17 protein-coding genes are annotated in these 19,833 nt (G+C 33.8%); 10 read left to right on the top strand and 7 right to left on the bottom strand.

Annotated features, from left to right (window positions below):
- From cmoA to Q0358_RS02700, 10 genes are all read left to right on the top strand, one after another.
- On the top strand, positions 1-708 hold the full coding sequence (gene cmoA, locus Q0358_RS02745; RefSeq protein ID WP_299546776.1) for a carboxy-S-adenosyl-L-methionine synthase CmoA: 708 nt from the start codon (positions 1-3) through the stop codon (positions 706-708).
- 70 nt (positions 709-778) lie between these two features.
- On the top strand, positions 779-1,693 hold the full coding sequence (locus Q0358_RS02740) for an SAM-dependent methyltransferase (protein WP_299547050.1): 915 nt from the start codon (positions 779-781) through the stop codon (positions 1,691-1,693).
- A complete protein-coding gene (locus tag Q0358_RS02735) occupies positions 1,693-2,268 on the top strand; it encodes a restriction endonuclease (RefSeq protein WP_299546774.1) in 576 nt (191 codons plus the stop codon). Before Q0358_RS02740 ends, Q0358_RS02735 begins: the two co-directional genes overlap by 1 nt.
- Before the next feature lie 20 nt (positions 2,269-2,288).
- On the top strand, positions 2,289-3,455 hold the full coding sequence (dapE, locus tag Q0358_RS02730) for a succinyl-diaminopimelate desuccinylase (RefSeq protein ID WP_299546772.1): 1,167 nt from the start codon (positions 2,289-2,291) through the stop codon (positions 3,453-3,455).
- Positions 3,456-3,533: 78 nt separating this feature from the next.
- Complete coding sequence (locus Q0358_RS02725; RefSeq protein ID WP_299546770.1) at positions 3,534-4,457, top strand: methylenetetrahydrofolate reductase; 924 nt, start codon at positions 3,534-3,536, stop codon at positions 4,455-4,457.
- 63 nt (positions 4,458-4,520) lie between these two features.
- The gene (locus Q0358_RS02720; RefSeq protein ID WP_299546768.1) at positions 4,521-5,555 is read left to right on the top strand and encodes a YeiH family protein; all 1,035 of its coding nucleotides are present in this window, start codon (positions 4,521-4,523) and stop codon (positions 5,553-5,555) included.
- Between the two features lie 18 nt (positions 5,556-5,573).
- Entirely contained in the window at positions 5,574-6,737 is a 1,164-nt protein-coding gene (locus tag Q0358_RS02715; protein ID WP_299546765.1) for an FtsW/RodA/SpoVE family cell cycle protein, read from the top strand.
- A gap of 53 nt (positions 6,738-6,790) precedes the next feature.
- Positions 6,791-8,725: a PBP1A family penicillin-binding protein gene (locus Q0358_RS02710; RefSeq protein ID WP_299546763.1), complete on the top strand. Its 1,935-nt coding sequence runs from the start codon at positions 6,791-6,793 to the stop codon at positions 8,723-8,725.
- A 17-nt stretch (positions 8,726-8,742) separates the two neighbouring features.
- Positions 8,743-10,446 (top strand): ABC transporter ATP-binding protein, encoded by a 1,704-nt coding sequence (locus Q0358_RS02705; RefSeq protein ID WP_299546761.1) that lies wholly within the window; start codon positions 8,743-8,745, stop codon positions 10,444-10,446.
- Positions 10,447-10,505: 59 nt separating this feature from the next.
- Positions 10,506-11,465 (top strand): chemotaxis protein, encoded by a 960-nt coding sequence (locus Q0358_RS02700; protein ID WP_299546759.1) that lies wholly within the window; start codon positions 10,506-10,508, stop codon positions 11,463-11,465.
- Between the two features lie 17 nt (positions 11,466-11,482).
- On the opposite strand, the gene Q0358_RS02695 is transcribed toward Q0358_RS02700, so the two are convergent.
- From Q0358_RS02695 to hemN, 7 genes are all read right to left on the bottom strand, one after another.
- Positions 11,483-12,016 (bottom strand): phosphatidylglycerophosphatase A, encoded by a 534-nt coding sequence (locus Q0358_RS02695; protein WP_299546757.1) that lies wholly within the window; start codon positions 12,014-12,016, stop codon positions 11,483-11,485.
- Between the two features lie 9 nt (positions 12,017-12,025).
- Entirely contained in the window at positions 12,026-13,252 is a 1,227-nt protein-coding gene (locus tag Q0358_RS02690; protein ID WP_299546754.1) for a sulfate adenylyltransferase, read from the bottom strand.
- On the bottom strand, positions 13,230-14,123 hold the full coding sequence (locus tag Q0358_RS02685) for a response regulator (RefSeq protein WP_299546752.1): 894 nt from the start codon (positions 14,121-14,123) through the stop codon (positions 13,230-13,232). The genes Q0358_RS02690 and Q0358_RS02685 overlap by 23 nt, the downstream gene beginning before the upstream one ends.
- Entirely contained in the window at positions 14,120-15,334 is a 1,215-nt protein-coding gene (gene ispF / locus Q0358_RS02680; protein ID WP_299546750.1) for a 2-C-methyl-D-erythritol 2,4-cyclodiphosphate synthase, read from the bottom strand. Before ispF ends, Q0358_RS02685 begins: the two co-directional genes overlap by 4 nt.
- A 75-nt stretch (positions 15,335-15,409) precedes the next feature.
- Positions 15,410-17,053 (bottom strand): methyl-accepting chemotaxis protein, encoded by a 1,644-nt coding sequence (locus tag Q0358_RS02675; protein WP_299546748.1) that lies wholly within the window; start codon positions 17,051-17,053, stop codon positions 15,410-15,412.
- Between the two features lie 90 nt (positions 17,054-17,143).
- Complete coding sequence (locus Q0358_RS02670) at positions 17,144-18,448, bottom strand: (Fe-S)-binding protein (protein ID WP_299546746.1); 1,305 nt, start codon at positions 18,446-18,448, stop codon at positions 17,144-17,146.
- Positions 18,449-18,457: 9 nt separating this feature from the next.
- Positions 18,458-19,813: an oxygen-independent coproporphyrinogen III oxidase gene (gene hemN / locus Q0358_RS02665; RefSeq protein WP_299546744.1), complete on the bottom strand. Its 1,356-nt coding sequence runs from the start codon at positions 19,811-19,813 to the stop codon at positions 18,458-18,460.
- Positions 19,814-19,833: the final 20 nt, after the last annotated feature.

The following is a 19,833-nucleotide window of genomic DNA, read 5'->3' as shown; positions in this document are numbered from 1 at the left end:
ATGGATAAAGTCTTCACGCAAGCCCCGCAAAAACAATTTGAGTTTGATGCAAATGTGGCAGGTGTTTTTGATGATATGTTATGCCGTTCAATCCCTTATTATAAGGAGGTTTTGAGTTTAAGTGCGGATTTTGCCCTAGAATATGCAAAAAAGGATTCCATAATTTTAGATCTTGGGACTTCTACTGGAGCTATGCTTTTAGAAATTGCTTCTAGGGCTAGGTTCTCATTGCAACTCTATGGGATAGATAATTCAGCAAGTATGCTAGAGTATGCAAAAAAGAAATTAGATGCTTATGGCTTAAAAGCGCAGTTAATTTGTGGAGATATTTTACAAGAAGATTTTCCTAAAAGTGATGTGATTATTGCAAATTACACCTTGCAATTTATTCGCCCTTTAGAGCGTGAAAGGCTTGTGCAAAAGATTTTTAATGCCCTAAATGCAGGTGGGGTGTTTATTTGCTCTGAAAAAGTGATTTGTGAGAACAAAACACTAGACTTTAAGATGATTCAATATTATTTGGAGAGTAAAAAAAAACGTGGTTATAGTGAGTTTGAGATTAGCAAAAAGAGAGAAGCTTTAGAAAATGTGCTAATCCCTTATAGTGAAAATGAAAATAAAACAATGCTTAAAAATGCAGGATTTAGTCATATTCAAACGCTTTTTTGTTGGGTAAATTTTACAACTTTGATTGCGACAAAGGAGTAAAATGCAAGAGAGATTAAGGGCATATTTTGTGGTAGAATTATGCTTAAAATTTTAATAATTAGGAATAATGATGACCTTGCACTATGTCAATGGTGGAGTGATGAGAAAGAATTTCAATAATCATTTTGACGCGTATTTCACAAAACCAGAAGTGGCTAAAATGCTTTTTGAGACAACGAAAAAAATTATAGCAAAGTATGAAAACTTAGACAAATATACTTGGCTTGAACCAAGTGTTGGTGATGGGTGTTTTTATACTCTTTTGCCTGAAAATAAAATTGGTATTGACATCAATGCAAGTAAATTTAATGTTTTGCAAGGTGATTATTTACAATTTGAATTGCCTAAAAAACCCCTTATTGTGATAGGAAATCCTCCTTTTGGACATCGTGGGGTGTTGGCGTTAGAATTTATTAAGCATTCTAAAAATGCGGATTTTGTGTGTTTTATATTGCCGATGTTTTTTCAAAGTTTAGGTAAAGGCTCAGTGCGTTACCGCGTAAAAGATTTTCATTTGCTGCACGAAGAAGCTCTACCGCATAATTCTTTTTATCTTGAAAATGGTAAGGAAAAAGATGTGAAGTGTTGCTTTCAAATTTGGAGTAAAAATTATAAAAGTCAAATGCAGGAATTTAGCTGGTATAAACAAAAAGAAAAACAAGAGCCTTTTAATGAGATTCTAAAAGTGGTAACCGTATCTTTGGCGAAAAATAGAGAATGTGGCAAGGAGTGGATTTTTAATAAAAAGGCAGATTTTTATCTCTCAAGCACATTTTTTAAGGAAAATGCGGTGGTAAAAGATTTTTCACAAGTCAAATATAAAAGCGGAGTGGCGATTATTTATAACGACAATGCACCAAAAGAAAAGCTTAATGAGTTGTTTTTGAATGCAGATTGGATTAAGTATAGCTCACTTGCTACAAATGGTTGTAGGCATATTGGCAAATCACATATTTTTAAGCTTTTGCAAGAAGCGGGGTTTTAATGGACTTAGAAAAACTTTTATTAAAGCTTATAGAGCAAAAATATAAGGAAGTGCAAAAGAAGCAAAAAAGCGGAATTTTTGAAAAAATTTTGCATTTTGAGGGTAATGCCATAGGACAGATTGGTGAAAAATTTGTTAAAGAGGTGTTTAAGGCTTTAAATCTACCGCTTGATGAATTATCGCAAGAAACAATCCACGATGAATTTGACCTATTATCAAATGGTAAAAAGGTAGAGATTAAAACCGCAAGAAAAGGTTTAAACAACAATACTTTTCAGTTTAATGGAATCAATCCAAAATACAATTATGATTATATTATTTTGCTGGGTATTACAACGCAAAGTGTGCATTATTACATCGTGGATAGAAGGCAAGATTATTATTACAATCATACTTTAAGAAAAGAATATATTAAAGTCAATGGCAAAGATAAACAGCTTGTGATGATGAATCCGGGTAATCAGGTCAATCTCAAGCTTACATTAAATCTAAAAGAGTTAAAGCATATTGCTAGTTTTGCTAATGAATTGATGAATATTTTTCAGTTAGTTACACAAAAGAGCACAAATGCTTGATTGAGATTTTGAGGAATAAAATGCAAAAAACACAATTAAAAACAATAGAAATTTTAAAGAAACTTATTGCATATCCTAGTATCACGCCGCAAGAATGTGGAATCTATGAGTTGATTTGTCAAATTTTGCCAGAATTTAAGGTTTTAGAGTTTCACAAAAATGGTGTAAAAAATATGTTTTTGTATAAGGATTTTAGAGAAAATGATAAATTAGAGTTTAAAAAGTTGGAATCCAAAAACACAAAACCTTCACACTTGTGTTTTGCGGGGCATATTGATGTTGTGCCGCCAGGAGATGGGTGGGAGAGCGATCCTTTTGTGCCTTTAGAAAAAGATGGATTTCTTTATGGGCGTGGGACACAGGATATGAAGAGTGGGGTGGCAGCATTTGTGTGCGCGCTAAGAGAATTTTTGGACGCTAACAATATCTTTAATGGGATTTTATCTGTGCTTTTAACAAGTGATGAAGAAGGCGATGCGATTTTTGGCACAAAGCACGCATTAAGCGAGCTTCAAAAACTTAAGTTATTGCCTGATTTTGCAGTTGTTGCAGAGCCTACTTGTGTGGAAAAATTTGGCGATATGATAAAAGTTGGTAGGCGCGGTTCTATCAATGGCAAGTTAATCATTCAAGGCAAGCAAGGACACGTGGCATATCCTAGCAAATGCGTTAATCCTGTGGAGTTAATCGCTCCTGTTTTAAGCAAGATTGCAGGATTTAATTTAGATGAAGGGAGTGTAGAGTTTGAGCCTAGTAAGATAGTGATTACTGATATTCGCGGGGGGATGGAAGTTGTTAATGTAACACCAAATGATTTAAAGATAATGTTTAATGTGCGTAATTCTACGGCTACAAATTTGCAAGATTTACAAGAGTATTTAAAGAATACATTAAAAGAGATTCCACATTTTTTAGAGTTAAAACAGAGTTCTAAGCCTTTTTTGACAGATTCAAAGAATAAAATTGTGCAAACAATGGTAGAAGTGTTGGAGTCCAAAAATGGTTTTGCGCCACTTTTAAGCACAAGTGGTGGCACAAGTGATGCGCGCTATTTTGCAGAATTTGGAGTAGGTGTCGTAGAATGCGGTGTGTGTAATGATAGAATCCATTCGCTTAATGAAAGAGTGAAGATTAGCGAAGTTGAAGCTTTACAAAAGTGTTTTTTGGAATTGTTACGAAGATTTTAAAAGTTAAAATTCAACTTGTATTTAGAATTTTTTGTTAAAATCCTTGCTTTTAGTCCATTATTTTAGAGAGTTCATTTTATGCAAGGTTTTGAGAGTAATAAGATAGAATCTTTTATTGATAAACTTCAAAAGAATAAGAAGTGCTATACTTATGAGTTTTCAGCCCCAGCTAGTTTTTGCTTGGAGCATTTATTTAACACGCTTCAAACTCAACCTTTTTTAGAAAAAATAGATGCTTTTATCTGCACAGATTCTCCACTAGGCAAACTAAAACATAGTCCGATTTTAGCAAGTTTAAAGTTGCAAAATACATTTCAGATTCCAAGTATTGCTACAATTTCTATGCGCGATAAAAATACACTTGCACTTCAAAGTGAGCTAATAGGCATGAATAGTCTTGATTTACGTCTTGTGTTAGCCTTAACAGGGGATCCCTTGAGACTTGGTAATCAACCGCAAGCAAAAGGGGTTTTTGAAGGGAATAGTATGCTTTTGTTGCAAATTATTGCGGCATTAAATTGTCGCAAAGATATTAATGGAGAAAATTTACAAGGGGATTCTAAGATGATTTATCCCTTTTGTGTGTTAAATTCTTATGCTAGAAATAAAGAGAGTTTATATAAAAAAATGTATGAAAAAATCCGCAATGGAGCCTTAGCTATTTTTACACAGCCTATTTATGAGGTTAGTATTGCAGAAGAGCTTTTAAGGTGGAGAGATAAGATTAATCTTGAACTTGGAACGCATTGTGCTGTTGTATTTGGATTTTTTCCTATAAGTTCTTATAAAACTGCATTATTTTTGCATTATAAACTTCCGGGCGTGTTTGTGCCGCAAGAATGGTTAAATGCATTAGAGACCGCTGAAAAACAAGACAGAGAAAAGCAAGTGGGATTGCAAAAAAGCAAAGAGTTATTTAAAAGTTTAAATGCTTTGCAACAGAAGTTACATTTAATGAGTGCAAACAAACCTGAAATTATTACACAGATTTTAAAATCCTAGAAAAAATTTATAAAAACTTTGTTACACTTTGTATCTTTAAAATCCAAAATAGTGGAGTATATAATGCAAGAAGCAAAAATAGGCAGTGAAGTTTTAAAAAAACAAAATTATAAAGATTATATAAATGGTTTTGTGCTTGTGCTTTTAGTTAGCCTTGCAAGTTATTACGTTAGTGCGTTGCCTTGGGTGAAAAGTTTGCATTTATCGCCTTTAATTTTAAGCGTGCTTCTTGGGATATTGGCAGCACCTTTGTTTAGAGTTGCGCAAAGCAGTTGTGAAAAGGCTGTTATTTTTAGTGCTAAGAAGCTTTTGCGTCTAGGGATTATTCTTTTTGGTTTTAATGTTACGCTTGACAGTATTGCATCTGTGGGCTTAAATGGAATCCTTTTAAGCATTGTTGTTGTCGCGGCAATTTTATTGCTTGGATATTTTATCGGTGTAAAGTTTTTAAAGCTTGATAGAGAGATTGCAATTTTAGTAAGTGGTGGGAGTGCAATTTGTGGAGCAGCAGCGGTTTTGGCGTTAGAATCTTCTATAAAATCTAAGCCTTATAAAGGTGTTATTGCTGTGGGAACTGTTGTGCTTTTTGGGCTTTTGGGAATGTTTTTGTATCCTTTGGCTTATGCAGTAGAGATTCCACCTTTTTCTGAAATTGAAGAAGGTTATTTTATTGGATTAACTCTTCACGAGCTTGCAAATGTTGTGGGCGCAGGTGGAGCAATTTCTTCTCAAACGCAAGAAGTTGCATTGATTGTTAAAATGATTCGCGTAATTTTGCTTGTTGCAGTTTTACTGATTGTGCCATATCTTTTTACGCAAAGTAAGGAGGGCGAGAAGAGAAAGCTTCATATCCCTTGGTTTGCATTTTGGTTTTTGGGAGTTGTATTGTTGCATTCTTATGTGCATTTACCAAACGAGATTGTAGATATTCTAAGGTTTTTATCCGGCTTTTTTTTGGTGATGGCAATGAGTGCTTTGGGGCTTCAAGTGGATCTTAAAAAATTCTTAGAGTGCGGTGGAAAAGCGTTTGTATTGGCGTTTATTTTGTTTGGGATTCTAACTTTTGGTGGATTCTTGCTTGTGTATTACTTTGTATAAAGGATTTTAGAAGCAGCTATGGTTGATCGTCCCTTATTTTTCATTAGCGTAAGTTTGATTACAATTAGCATTTTATTTTCTTATTCGCTCTCATCATTTGCGATTTTATATTATGATTATGGGGAATTTCATTTTGCGTTGCGTCAAATAACTGCTGGGGTTTTGGGCGTGTTTTTGATGTGGGGGATTTCGCGCTGTAACCCAGATCGTTTTGTGCTACGCTTTGGGTTTATTCTATTTTTTGGTGGAATCTTTATTATGTTCATTATGCACTTTTTGCCAGAATCTTTGGCAACAAGTGCAGGTGGTGCAAAACGATGGATAAGATTGCCATTTTTTTCTCTTGCGCCTGTGGAGTTTTTTAAGATTGGATTTGTAACTTTTCTTGCGTGGAGTTTTTCGCGTAAATTTTCACTTTTAGAGCAAAAAAGCTTAAAAGAAGAGTTTATTACATTTTTGCCCTATGTGGCAGTGTTTTTGATTGCAGTGTATTTGATTGCTATTTTGCAAAATGACTTAGGGCAAATCGTTCTTTTAGGGACGACTTTGGCGATTATGATGATTTTTGCAGGTTCTTCTTTTAAGCTTTTTTTATATCTTTTAAGTGGGGCTTTTGTTTTGTTTATTGCTGTGATTATTACAAGCACACATAGAATTGCAAGGATTAAAACTTGGTGGGCGGGAGCGCAAGATTTAATTTTATCCTTTTTCCCGCAATCTATTGCAAATTCTTTGCGCGTAGAAAATCTCCCTGAACCTTATCAAATTCAGCATTCTTTAAATGCTATTGTTAATGGTGGAATCTTAGGAGAGGGTTTAGGCAATGGGCTAATTAAACTTGGATTTTTAAGCGAAGTGCATACAGATGTGATTTTAGCCGGCATTACAGAAGAAATTGGATTTTTGGGATTATTTTGCATAAGCGTGCTTTTTGTTGCGCTAATTTTTAGGATTTTAAAAATTGCTAATCGTTGCAAAAATAATATGTATTATCTTTTTTGCTCTGGTGTTGCGGTGATTTTAGGATTTTCATTTTTGATTAATGCGTTTGGAATCTCTGGATTAATTCCTATTAAAGGAATTGCTGTGCCATTTTTAAGTTATGGTGGGAGTTCAATTTTGGCAACAAGTATTATGGTGGGCATTGTGTTGTCTATTAGTAAAAAGGCTAAAATGACATAATATTTAGGGATTCTGTGTTAGAATCGTAAAATTTTATTGATAAAAGGGAATGTTTGAAGACTTTTTTAAGAATACTTGGCGGTATTGGAATAATTGCTATAATAGGGATTGTTATCTTTGTGGTGCAGGTGTATGTGGAGATTCGTAATGATACGGATAAAATTGTGCATTATAAACCACCAGTAGCGACGCAGATTTTTGATCGTCAAAATCGCTTAGTGGCAAATTTGTTTGATAAGGAATTTCGTTTTTATACAACTTTTGAAGAGATTCCACCGCGCCTTATTGAAGCATTATTGGCAATTGAAGACACATTATTTTTTGAGCATCCCGGGATTAATGTAGATGCAATTATGCGTGCAATGCTTAAAAACATTAAAAACGCACGCTATGCAGAAGGTGGAAGTACAATTACGCAACAACTCATTAAAAATGTCGCCCTAACACGCGATAAAACGCTTGAAAGAAAAATTAAAGAAGTCTTACTTGCAATGCGTCTTGAAACAATTCTTAGCAAAGAAGAGATTTTAGAGCGTTATTTAAATCATACTTATTTTGGACACGGATTTTATGGGGTAAAAACAGCTTCTCTTGGGTATTTTAAAAAAGAGATGCAAGCACTCTCTTTAAAAGAAATGGCGATGCTTGTGTCCTTGCCACGCGCTCCTAGCTTTTATGACCCTACTAAAAATTATGAATTTGCATTAGGTAGAGCAAATAATGTTTTGCAAAGGATGTATGAGCTTGGTTGGATTTCAGAAGAAGAATTTACCACACAGAGTAATGAGCGACCAAAGGTGTATGATGATACGCTTACTCAAAATGTAGCTCCTTATGTTGTTGATGAAGTGCAAAGACAGCTTGTAGGATTAAAAGATTTAAAAACTGCTGGATATAAAATTTATTTAAATCTTGACTTGGATTATCAAGAACTTGCACAAGAAGCATTGTATTTTGGCTATGAACAGATTTTATCAAGACATAAAAATGATGAAGATTTAAAAGAAAAATTAAATGGAGCATTTGTTGTTTTGGAGAATAAAACAGGGAAGATTTTAGCACTTGTTGGGGGTGTGGATTATGGGAAAAGTAATTTTTCACGCGCTACACAAAGTAAGCGACAAGTAGGGAGCAGTGTAAAGCCTTTTTTATATCTTAGTGCAATAAATTCTGGAATTGCGCAAAACTATCAAATCCCAGATATTGCTAGAACTTATGAATACAGAGTTGGTGGAGAGAGAAAAAGATGGCAACCAAAAAATTATGGAAGCTCCCTTAGTGGATTTGTATCTTTAAAAACAGCATTAACAAAATCTCTAAATCTTGCAACAATTAATCTAGTAGAAGAAGTAGGATTTGATAGGATTTATGCAGATGTTTTAAAATATGGTTTTAGTAATGTGCCTAAGGATTTATCAATTTCTCTAGGAAGTTTTGGTGCATCTCCACTTGAGATGGCTAGAAATTTTATGGTGTTTTCTAATTATGGAAAAGTCATTGATCCTATGCTAATTAGTCATATTATAGATGTTAAGGGAGATGTAGCGCATTTTACCCCAAATGAATATGAGCTTTCTAAGGAAATGCAGAGTTTTTTAATTGTTGATATTTTGCGCAATGCTGTAAATACTGGAACAGGAAGGCGTGCTAAGGTAGATGGAATCGAGCTTGCAGGAAAGACAGGCACTACTAATGACAATGTTGATGCGTGGTTTTGTGGGTTTTCTCCAAATATAGAAGCGATTATTTGGTATGGAAAAGATGATAATACACCAATGGGATATAGTGAAACAGGTGGCGTTGCTCCAGCACCTGCTTTTTCTTATTTTTTTAATAAGATTTTAGAAATTGATCCGGGGTTAGAGCGTAAGTTTAGGATTCCACAAGGCGTATATTCTCAAAGTGTAGATGGAGAGAGATTTTATTATACAGATGAATCACCTATTAGAAGTGTGCCAAAGGTTAATCACGATACCATTATTTTTTAGTTTCATAAGGAGTAAAATTGAAGCAGTTTTTTAAGCGTTTGTTTCCTTACATTAAAGAATATAAGTTGTATTTTTTTTATGCTGTGATAGGGACGATTTTAGTTTCATCTGCAACTTCAGCAAGTGCATATCTTGTAAAGCCGGTTTTAGATGATATTTTTTTGGCGAAAGATGTCAAAATGCTTCAAATTTTGCCTTTTTTGGTTGTTCTTGCATATTTTTCTAAAGGGCTTGGAGTTTATATTCAATCATATTATATGAATTATATAGGGCAAGATATTGTTAGGCGTTTAAAAAATATTCTGTTAGATAAAATGCTAACTTTTGAAATGGGATTTTTTAATCGCTATCGCAATGGTGAATTAATCTCACGCATGATAAATGATATTGCAGCAGTGCAGGGGGCTGTTTCAAATTATTTTATAGAGGGCATTAGGGAGAGTTTGACGATTTTTGGTCTTGTGTTTGTTGTGATTTATCAAAGTCCAGAGCTTGCATTTTATGGGCTTGTTGTGATGCCGCTTGCACTTTATCCTATTGCTTTGATTGCTAGAAAAATGCGTAAAACTTCTAAAAAGATGCAAGAAAAAAATGCAGATTTATCTTCTAAACTCATTGAAATTTTTAATAATATGGAGTTAATTAAGGCAAGCTCCGGAGAAAAGATGGAGCACGAACAGTTTGCAAACCATAACCAGAAACTTTTTAAGCTATCAATGAAATCTGTTAGAGTTTCAGAGCTTACCTCTCCTTTAATGGAAACGCTTGGGGCAATCGCTATTGCTGTGGTGATTTTCGTAGGTGGATATAAGGTGATTAATGCAGAGCTAACCACAGGGGAGTTTTTTTCTTTTACCGCAGCACTTTTTTTGCTTTATACTCCTTTTAAGCGTATAAGCAATTTGTATAGTAAAATCCAAATTGCTTTTGCAGCAGGGGATAGAATTTTTGAAATGCTAGATAGGAATCCAAAAATTCAAGATGGAGAAAAGGAGCTAAAAGAACCCATCAGAGCAATAAGTTTTAAAAATGTGGATTTGTATTATGGGCAAAAACAGGCATTAAGTGGGATTAGCTTAGAAATAAAATTAGGAGAGAGCATAGCTCTTGTTGGGAGTAGTGGAGGTGGAAAAAGCTCGCTTGTAAATTTGCTTTTGCGTCTTTATGATGCAAATAATGGTGAAATTTTAATAAATGGAAAGAATATTAAGCATTTTACGCAAAAAAGCTTGCGTTCTAAAGTAGCAATTGTTACACAAAGAATTTTTATTTTTAATGATTCTATTGCTCGTAATATTGCTTATGGTAGTGAGATTGATGAAGTGCGTGTGAAGCTTGCATTAAAGCAAGCTAGAATTTTTGATTATATCCAAACTCTTCCTAATGGAATCCATACGGTTCTTGATGAATTTGGAGCAAATTTAAGTGGCGGACAAAGACAAAGAATTGCTATTGCTCGCGCACTTTACAAGAACCCTGAAATTTTAATTTTAGATGAAGCAACAAGTGCATTAGATAACAAAACAGAAGAAGAATTTAGAGAGGCTTTAAGCGCATTGCTTGAAGATAGGATTGTAATTATTATTGCGCATAGGTTTTCTACTGTTTCTTTAGCGAATAAGATTTATTTTTTCTCGCAAGGCAAAATTTTAGCAAGTGGAACACAAGCGGAGTTATTTGAGAAATGTGCGCCATTTAGGGAATATTATAAAAGTATTTAAAAAGTTGTGTAATTTTTATGTTATAATCAGCTGAAATTTTTAAGATTTGAGGTTTTAAAATGTCTAATTTATCTAATGTTGATCAAATAACCAATCTCCACAGAAATAATGAATTACAACTTTTGTGCTTTAGGCTTGAAAAAGATAAGGATTTATACGCTGTTAATGTTTTTAAAATTCGTGAAGTTGTGAAATATAGAGGGGAAATTACCGTTGTCTCTCACGAAAGCAGCTCTTTGATTGAAGGGCTTATTACAATCCGTGAGCTTACAATTCCGCTAATTGATTTACGCAAATGGTTTTACTATGATGCAAAAGATAGAGGTAGAGATTTGGAGGGCTATGGAGTCAAAAGAGAACCTGGCGAAGATGAAGTGATTATGATTTGCGAATTTTCAAAATGGACGGTCGGGGTTAGAATTTATGAAGCTGATAGAATCTTAAATAAAAAATGGACAGAAATTGAACAAAGTGCAGGGATTGGAAATTCTGGACCAAATAGCAAGCTTGTTAGTAGAACGCGTTATTTTGACGGGCGTTTAGTGCAAGTTGTGGATATTGAAAAAATGCTTGTTGATGTGTTCCCTTGGATTGAAGATGAAAAAAATGCGGAGATGAATAAGATTAGACAAATTGTAACAGACAATGAAGTGCTTTTAGCAGATGATTCTCCAAGTGTTATTAAGACCATGCAAAATATTTTGAATAAACTTGGAGTGAATTATAAAACTTTTGTTAATGGACAAAAATTGCTAGATTATGTTTTTTCAGATGAAACAGATGTTTCTAAGATTGGGATTATTATTACGGATTTAGAAATGCCAGAAGCTAGCGGTTTTGAAGTGATTAAGCAAATCAAGGCTGCTCCATCAACAGCTAAGATCCCAGTAGTTGTAAATTCTTCTATGAGTGGAAGTAGCAATGAAGATATGGCGCGTTCATTAAATGCAGATGAATTTATCTCTAAATCTAATCCTGTGGAAGTAGAAGAAGCATTGCGTAAGTTTATGATTAAGTAGTTTTGTATGAATGAAAGCTAGAAACTAAACTCCAAAATTGGAGTTAAGGATTCTATCTTTTGCATTGCTCCAATGATTATAAGACCTAAGAGTCCTGCAAAAAATCCAGCAAGTAGGTCATCTCCCATTACTCCTAAGCCTCCTTTAACTTCTTTATCTATTCTACCGATAACAGAAGGCTTCCAAATATCAAAGATTCTAAATAAAATATAAGATAAAAAGAGTCCAAAAATACTGTGTCCTATCATTGAAATACTAATCCAAACTCCTGCTAGCTCATCAATGACAATATGTTTGCAATCGTGATATAATCCTTGCTTTTCATAAGAGTTGATAATTTTTGTTGCAATAGCAGCTATCAAAAGCGCACTAAGCAATAGTGTGCTAGAGGCAATATAGTAGCTAATTAAAAAGCCTAAAGGTAACGCAACAAGAGTTCCAATGCTTCCAGGTGCTATAGGGCATAATCCGCTAAAAAATACCGTTAAAAACATTTTTTGCAAAAAATCTTTAGTGCCATAGAAAGTTTTAAAAAATTGAAGAGATTGCATTTTGGATTCCTACTTTAGAGAGTGAGTTTGGTAAAGATCAATAAGTTTTAAATAAAAATCTTCATCATCTTGTTTTTCTATCATTCCATTGTTTGCAAACATTGCTCCAAATTGTTTTAAAAGAGGGCTAAAACGTTTAGGGTAGAGATAACTTAGAATTTTAGCTGAAACTTCTTTACGCATAAGAATTGTCGGTGGAATGAGCCCAGCTTGCAAGATTTCTTGTAGGAAACCAGAATGATAGTGAATATGATGATGATTGCCGTGTGGGCAGGTTTTTAGACTTACAATAGTATTGCATTGACTGCAATATACAAACTCATGTAAAAGTTTAACGTTAATCTTAATATCTTTTATGGTATCGAAAATAGAATAGATTTTTTGATTGTCATAATAGAGAGTTAGATTTGGATAATTTTCACCAATAACAATTTGATCACAACCTAAATTTTGTGCCAAAATTGCATCAAGGATAATGCCGTGTGCTCCGGCAAAAAGATAAATATCATCTAAAGGAAAAATTAAGATGCGATGTGTTGGTAGATAATTTTCAATGATTTTTTGTAGGCAGGATTTACGAATATGAAAGTCCAATAAACCTTCATCTTGGTGGCGCAAAAGCATAAGCACAAGCAAATCACTCTCATCTAAAACAAAGCGAAAAATACGCTCGTGAATGCGTGTTACAGGAGAAGCATCAAGAACCATTGCAGTAGTGTTCTTAGCTTGAATATTCTTTTTTGCCTCAAGAATTGTTTGTTTGCCAATATGACGTATAAAATCAAATTGAATACTTTCTAGAAATAATTTGTATTGACCGCAAATCGCATAATCTCCTAAGCGATGATAAATATCTTTAGCTTTTTGTGAATAAATATTACCACTCATTATTTTAAAAAGTCGCTGTTGTTTATCAATTTTAAAAGTGGAATCCACGATAAGCTCCCCACATACGCTTCCTTCACAAACTAGAGAAACTATACTTCCTTTTTTGGCATTTTTTAGCACAATGGAATTGCGTTTGCCAGAAGGTGCTAAGATAAAAGAAAATGGAAAGCTCTGTCCTTTATAAAGTCCAGTATTATCCACTTCTTGCATTTCTTCTTTGTTCATTAGATGAAAAACAGGTGCTAGTAGTCCTTCTTGACATAAGAGTAGGGCGAAAATGGCTTCCTTATCTACAAATAAGGCATTCTCAAAGATTTCTTTTGAATTATTTCTTTTTTGTGATTCCATATTTTTTTCTCTTTTCCCATAAACTTTTACGAGACATTCCCAAGCGTTTGCTAAGTTCAGTATCTGGATAGCGATCTTCAAATTTTAAAATCATTGTCTTAATGTATTCATCAACACTTAATATATCATCTTGAAATCCGTGAGTAACTTCTTTAATATTAATTTCAAAAACATTTTTAAAATCACTTACATCGCCACTTAAGCAAGAAAAAATCACAGGAATGTTTTTTAAATCTTTCATATATTCTTCTTTCTCTTCTTTGTTAAGTGTTTCAAATCCTATCACATAAGTAAGTTGAGTTTTTGGAATATTCTTTAAAGTTTCTTTATGATTTGTAGTGTTTTTATAAAGAGAAATAAAATGAATTGCAAATTTCTTTTGTATAGCATAATTAACAACACACATATCAATAGCTTTTTGTGAAATGCTTTTAACAATAAGCGGAAAAGAAACTTTTGTATTGATTGTGTATGCTGGAACTAAAAGGGAGTTGCAAAAATAATCACGATAAAAAATAATTTCTTTTTGGAGTTGATAAAACTCAATATAATGGTCAATTTTTCTAATGAGTTCATCGATCATAAAAGGTTTTACAATATAATCACTAGCACCTGCTTTTAAAGGATTTGTAACAGTATCATCATTAACATAAGGAATCATCATCACAATAATAGAAGATTTAAACTTTTCAATAACAGGATAAAAATCTTGTCCGGGAATATTAGTAGATAACAAAATAATATCGGCACTTTCAAATTTTAGCGCATCATCTATGCTTGAAATAATTTCACAAGTAAAACCAAATTGACTAAGTTTTGCTGTGATGCTCTGTGCTAAATAAATTTCGTTTTCAATGATTAAAATTTTCATAAATCCTCTTTTTCAAATAAATTTTTCCAATTAAAATATCCAAGCACAACACTTGCTTGCACAAAAATTCCTTCTTCTCTACCTATAAATCCTAGCTTTTCTGTTGTAGTGGCTTTAACATTAACCTTGAAATTTGGGATTCCAAGCAATGTAGCAATTTGTGATTCCATTGCGCTTTTGAAAGGAGAGATTTTTGGTTTTTGGGCAAATATTGTAAGATCGGCTTGTTTAAAAGAATAGCCTACACTATAAGCAAAATTTACAACCTTAGCTAAAAGTTGTTTGGAATCTGCTCCTTTGTAAGTTAAGCTATTATCCGGGAACCATTCACCAATATCGCCAGCACCAATTGCTCCTAAAATTGCATCGCAAAGTGCGTGTAGGCATACATCACCATCGCTATGTGCGATAAGTCGGTAAGGACAAGAAATAGGGATTCCACCTAAGATTATGCCATCCCCACTTGTTAATGCGTGAATATCACCGCCTATCCCTATTAATGTCTGATTGCTAGGAGGTGGGAGATTTAGAGATTTTAAATCTTGTAAGAAAGTTAGTTTTCTAGCAGTTTGTTCTCCTTCTACAAAACCAACACTTCCACCAATTGCACAAATCCCGCTACTTTCATCGGTAAAATTTCCTTTCTTAAAGGCAACTTTAAGCTTGGAGAGTCGGCTAAGTTGTGGTGTTTGAATAATTTTTAAACATTCTCTTTTTAGATATTGCAAGGTTAAATCTTCATAGGCAATTGTGTCTTGAATTTTTAAAAAAGGCACAACGCAATCATATTTGCCAACTTCTTTTAGGATTCTTTGGCAAAGTGTTTGTGAGATATTACAGCGTGCAATATCGCTAACGAAAACAAATTCTACATTGGAATCTAAAAGCGCAATAGCATTTTTTAAGGAATCCTGTCTTGTTACTCCACCGCAAGCTAGTTTAAAGTTTAAATGATAAAAATCTAAATACTTTCTCATATAAAAAATTTCAGATTCCATTGCGCTTAAAACAAAATCACAGAAAGGATAGATAGAATGCAATTCCTTTGCTACTTTTAGCCAAACGGGAATTTCATTTAACCTAATCCACTGCTTTTTGGGCAATTTTGTAACAGCATTTTTTTGTTCATTAGTTTTTGTTGGAACTTGTGTTAAGTCCCTAAAACGAGTGCTTTCCCCAGCACCTAATAAAATTAGAGCGATTTTGGGCAAAAATTATCCTTAAGAAAAAATTGCGAAATTATACATTTTTAAAGTTTAGAATCCCTTTTAGAGATTCTAAAAATTTTAGATTTTAAAGAAGTTAATGTGATGCTTTAGAACATCGGCAAGATCTTTTAGAGACTGTGCGGCTATTGTGTTATTTGTCATTGACTCTGCTGTTGTTTTGGAGTCTTTTGTGATTGTGTCGAATTCTGCAACTAGAATTTCCATACTTTTTACCTGATTATCGGCAGCCTGTGTAACTTCCTTAGCTTTATTAAGGGAATCTTTTGCCTGTGTGTTAATTTGTTCTAAAATATTGCTTGCTTCATTTGCTAATTCCATACCTTTTTCTACCTGTGGAACAGCATTTTGTATCGCTTCAACGGCAGTTTGAGTTTCATTTTGAATCACTTCAATCATTCTTGAGATTTCAGAAGTGGCAACACCTGTGCGTTCTGCAAGCTTTCTAATTTCATCAGAAACAACAGCAAATCCGCGTCCAGCTTCTCCCGCTCTTGCTGCTTCAATAGCAGCATTTAGTGCTAGAAGATTTGTTTGGTCTGTGATTTCTTTAATAAGTTCAGCACTACCACTAATATCTTGTGAGTGTTTTTCTAGCATACGAATATGCTCTGAAGATAGAGTAACTGTTTGTGTGATTTTTTCAATCTCTTCAATGGTAATTTGCATAGCTTCTCTACCCTTTGTGGAGAGTTCTGTCGTATATCCAGAATTTTCTTCTGTTTGTTTAGCGATATTAGAAACACCATTAACGGCTTCAACAATTTCTTGAATATGTGTTACAGATTCTTCTGCGCTTTGCGCTTGATGATAAGAAGAAAGTTTGGATTCTTCAGAGATTTTAGCAACTTCATTTGCGCGGGTATTAAGTTCTTCTGAAGACTTCATTACCTCAAGAACAATGGCGCGTAATTTTTCTTGCATTTGTGCAACAGAAGCTAACATACTTTCCTTAAAGCTTGTTTGAATAGGCGTATTTAAATTTCCATTAGCAATACTTAAGACTGCTTTAACAGCTTCTTTTGGTTCTCCCCCAAGTGAAGAGATAATAAGGCGCGTAATGTATAAAGCAACAATAATAGCAGCCAAAACAGCAATCATAGATAACCAAAGTGTTATATCTAAATATGCTTTAATCTCGCTTCTTGCAGCGTTTGTTAAGGCTTGATTTTTTGCTTCTTGGTAGTCAATAAAAACATTAATAATATCCAGCCATTCTACAAAAGCATCACGTGCTTGATTAACTAATAATGCGTTCGCTTCTGCTAAATTACCTTGAGCTTTTTTGTTTAAAATTGCAATAATTAGGGGCATTGTTTTAGATTCTACTTCTTTAATGCGCGCTAAAATTTCCCTATCTTTTGCATCAACCATCGCTGGGTTTTTAAAAATTTCATCCATTTTAACAGCGGAATCTTTGTAAAAATTTTCTAAGTTTTGAATGAGTTTTAAGGTTTTTTCAATTTCTTGAATATCTTCTAAAATCACAACATCACGTACTGCAATAGCTCGATCATGAACGCTCCCTCTAAAGTTAATCGCATAGCGTTGCTTTACTGCATTAACATCACTAATAACAGAGACAGTTTGCTCAACAAAATTAATTTTATTGTACCCAACAACGGCAATAATAACGATAAAAGCCAAGACAAATCCAAAGCCTAAAAACAGCTGGGATTTTAGTGATAAGTTTCTACCTAACATAGATTCTCCTTAAAGCATTTAAGCAATATTTGATTAAAAAGGATAAAAATTATTATTTACAATAATAAAACACATCACTTGAAAAATCCCTTAATCTTGTTGTGCGCGTATTGCTTTTGCAATCAGTTCTAAAGGGTGTGAGAACGGAATCTTTATTTCTTCTTGATAGAGTGCATTACTTAATTGCATACGGCAGGCACTGCATTCAGCAGCTACAAAGTTTGCGTGAGTATCTGCAATCATTCGCGCCTTTTTGCTTCCTGCTTTTTGCGCGAGTTCAAAGCGTTCTGTTTGCATTGTTACACCACCAAATCCACAGCAAGCATTAGAATTTTCCATTTCAATGAGTGTGTAGTTTTGCTCTAGGAGTTTGCGTGGTTCTTTATAAACACCTAAGACTTTTCTAGCGTGGCATGGATCGTGGTAGGTTATACTTGTTTTCTTAGGCTTTTCTCCTTGCAAGTTCGCTAAAAGCTCGGTAAGATTTGTTTTGGATTCCAAATATTGTGTTGCCATATAGATTTTTGGGAGCAGTTTTTTGATTCTTTCTTGCATTGTGGAATCTTTTTGCATAAAGCGTTCCCAATCCTCTAAAACCATTGCTGCACAAGTTGCTTCTGGGATTAAAATTGCATCAACTTCATCAATAAAGCTTTCAAAGTATTCTACATTGTGGCGAATTAATGTATCTACACTATGAAAATCTCCTGTAAAATACGCAGGAGCAGCACAGCATTTTTGACCTTTAGCAAGTTTTGCGCTAATTCCAAGTTTTTCTAGGATTAATAATAAGGACTCACCGATATTTTTGTAATTATAATTTCCAAGGCAGCCGATAAAAATCGCAACTTTTTTAGGATTTTTAGAATCTTTATTGAAATTTAATTCTTCTGTATGAGAATTTAAAAAACTTGTATCCGCCATTGCTCCAAAAACTCTATTGCCCACAAAAGGCAATTTAAAGCGTGGAGCAATAGAATTGCCATCGGTCGTTTTTTTAAAGAGCAATGGAGCAAAAAATGCTCCGATTTTAAAGCCTAAATCCATAATTTTACGATGTTTTAAAAGATAGAAAAAAACGCGTTTAAACCAAGCAATTCCAAATTTTTGAGCAATTTCATAGCGGATATTTTCAATGAGTGTATCTGTGGGAAGTGAATTTGGACAAACACTTACGCAAGTGGTGCATAAAAAGCAAGTTTCAAAGATATTTTTCGCAGTCTTATCTAATGGAATCTCTTTGCGTTGATAAGCTCCAAGTAAATCAATAAAGCCTCTAGGTGAAGTTGCTTCGTCTCCATTAATGCTAAAAATCGTGCAATCTGGAAGACACTTGCCACATTTTACGCAAGCATCACTTGTTTTTAAGTAGTTGTAATTTTCAAAATGCGCCATTTGTATCCTTTAAATGGTTTTGCTAAAAACTTTTTGGTTTGTGTGCTTTAAATACGCATCAAAGGGCATTGCAATGTTGCGAATTAGCAAAGCACCTGTTTGACTGACTTGGATTCCATCTTTGCTAAGAGTGATTAATCCCGCATTTTCTAGTGGTTTTAATGCGTTAAGGGCGTCTGCAAAATAGTCTGCAAAGTTAATATTAAATTGTGACTGTATGGCGTGAAAATCAAGTTTAAAATTACTCATTAATTGCATTATAACAGCCTTTCTTAACCGATCATCAGCACTAAGTTTAATTCCTTTTTGAAAAGGTAGAATTCCATTATCAAGGGCATTTTGATATTCTGGAAGTGTCTTAAAGTTTTGTGCATAATAATCCATCCCTTCTCCAATAGAAGTAAGCCCAATACCAATAGTTTGTGTGCCACCTTTTGTGCTATAGCCTTGAAAATTACGACGCAGTTGGCCTTTGCTTATAGATTTAAAAAGCTCATCATCTGGCTTTGCAAAATGATCCATCCCGATCATTTTGTAGCCTTGATCTTGCAAGAATTGAATGCTAAATTCTAAAATCTTTAATTTCTCTTCAGGGAGCGGAAGTGTGGTTTCATCAATTTTGCGCATTGTTTTTTTAAGCCAAGGAACATGTGCATAATTAAAAATAGCAAAGCGATCCGGATTAAGCTTGATGGCTAATTCTAAAGTTTTTTTGAAGGTTTCTAGGGATTGAAAAGGAAGACCATAGATTAAATCAAAATTAATAGAAGAAATTTCAAAATTTCGTGCGATATTAATGGAATCTTGCACTAAAGAAAAGGGTTGAATCCTATGAATTGCTTTTTGCACACTCTCATCAAAATCTTGGATTCCGAAGCTTAAGCGGTTAAAACCACCATTTTTTAAAGCTTGCATTTGTTCATTAGTAAAAAAGCGTGGATCAATCTCACAGGCAATTTCTGCATCTTTTGCAAAATTTGGAAAAGTATTTTTTAAGAGAGAAATTAGTTTTTCAAGTTCATTTGCATTAAAAAAAGTTGGAGTCCCTCCACCAAAATGAAGTTGATAAACAGGTTTGCTGGTGTCGATTGTTTGTTTAAGTAAAGCAAGTTCTTTTGTTAAATATTCTAAATAAAGGGTCTTATTTTCTTCTTTACTTGTGTAAATAACATTGCAACCACAAAAATAGCAAGCACTGCGACAAAATGGTAAATGCACATAAAGAGAAAATGGATTTGTATCGGATTTTAAATCTTGCAAATAAGAATCCAAAGTGTAATTTTCGCTAAATTCTATTGCGGTAGGATAGCTTGTATAGCGCGGTCCGGACTTTGAATAGGTAGCAAATTTTTTAAAATCAATCATAGGAATCCTAAAATTTATTT

The sequence above is a fragment of the uncultured Helicobacter sp. genome (assembly GCF_937893305.1).
GTDB lineage: Bacteria > Campylobacterota > Campylobacteria > Campylobacterales > Helicobacteraceae > Helicobacter_D.
The sequence above is the reverse complement of the archived record's forward strand: the minus strand, read 5'-3'. Positions and strand labels throughout refer to the sequence as shown.

What these genes read in the sequence shown, in the direction of transcription:
- Q0358_RS02725 (WP_299546770.1), top strand. Translation starts at nt 3,534, where the DNA reads ATGCAAGGTTTTGAGAGTAATAAGATAGAATCTTTTATTGATAAACTT.
- Q0358_RS02700 (WP_299546759.1), top strand. Translation starts at nt 10,506, where the DNA reads ATGTCTAATTTATCTAATGTTGATCAAATAACCAATCTCCACAGAAAT.
- Q0358_RS02685 (WP_299546752.1), bottom strand. Translation starts at nt 14,123, where the DNA reads ATGAAAATTTTAATCATTGAAAACGAAATTTATTTAGCACAGAGCATC.
- cmoA (WP_299546776.1), top strand. Translation starts at nt 1, where the DNA reads ATGGATAAAGTCTTCACGCAAGCCCCGCAAAAACAATTTGAGTTTGAT.
- Q0358_RS02695 (WP_299546757.1), bottom strand. Translation starts at nt 12,016, where the DNA reads ATGCAATCTCTTCAATTTTTTAAAACTTTCTATGGCACTAAAGATTTT.
- hemN (WP_299546744.1), bottom strand. Translation starts at nt 19,813, where the DNA reads ATGATTGATTTTAAAAAATTTGCTACCTATTCAAAGTCCGGACCGCGC.
- dapE (WP_299546772.1), top strand. Translation starts at nt 2,289, where the DNA reads ATGCAAAAAACACAATTAAAAACAATAGAAATTTTAAAGAAACTTATT.
- Q0358_RS02735 (WP_299546774.1), top strand. Translation starts at nt 1,693, where the DNA reads ATGGACTTAGAAAAACTTTTATTAAAGCTTATAGAGCAAAAATATAAG.
- Q0358_RS02690 (WP_299546754.1), bottom strand. Translation starts at nt 13,252, where the DNA reads ATGGAATCACAAAAAAGAAATAATTCAAAAGAAATCTTTGAGAATGCC.
- Q0358_RS02720 (WP_299546768.1), top strand. Translation starts at nt 4,521, where the DNA reads ATGCAAGAAGCAAAAATAGGCAGTGAAGTTTTAAAAAAACAAAATTAT.
- Q0358_RS02670 (WP_299546746.1), bottom strand. Translation starts at nt 18,448, where the DNA reads ATGGCGCATTTTGAAAATTACAACTACTTAAAAACAAGTGATGCTTGC.
- Q0358_RS02715 (WP_299546765.1), top strand. Translation starts at nt 5,574, where the DNA reads ATGGTTGATCGTCCCTTATTTTTCATTAGCGTAAGTTTGATTACAATT.
- Q0358_RS02740 (WP_299547050.1), top strand. Translation starts at nt 779, where the DNA reads ATGACCTTGCACTATGTCAATGGTGGAGTGATGAGAAAGAATTTCAAT.
- Q0358_RS02675 (WP_299546748.1), bottom strand. Translation starts at nt 17,053, where the DNA reads ATGTTAGGTAGAAACTTATCACTAAAATCCCAGCTGTTTTTAGGCTTT.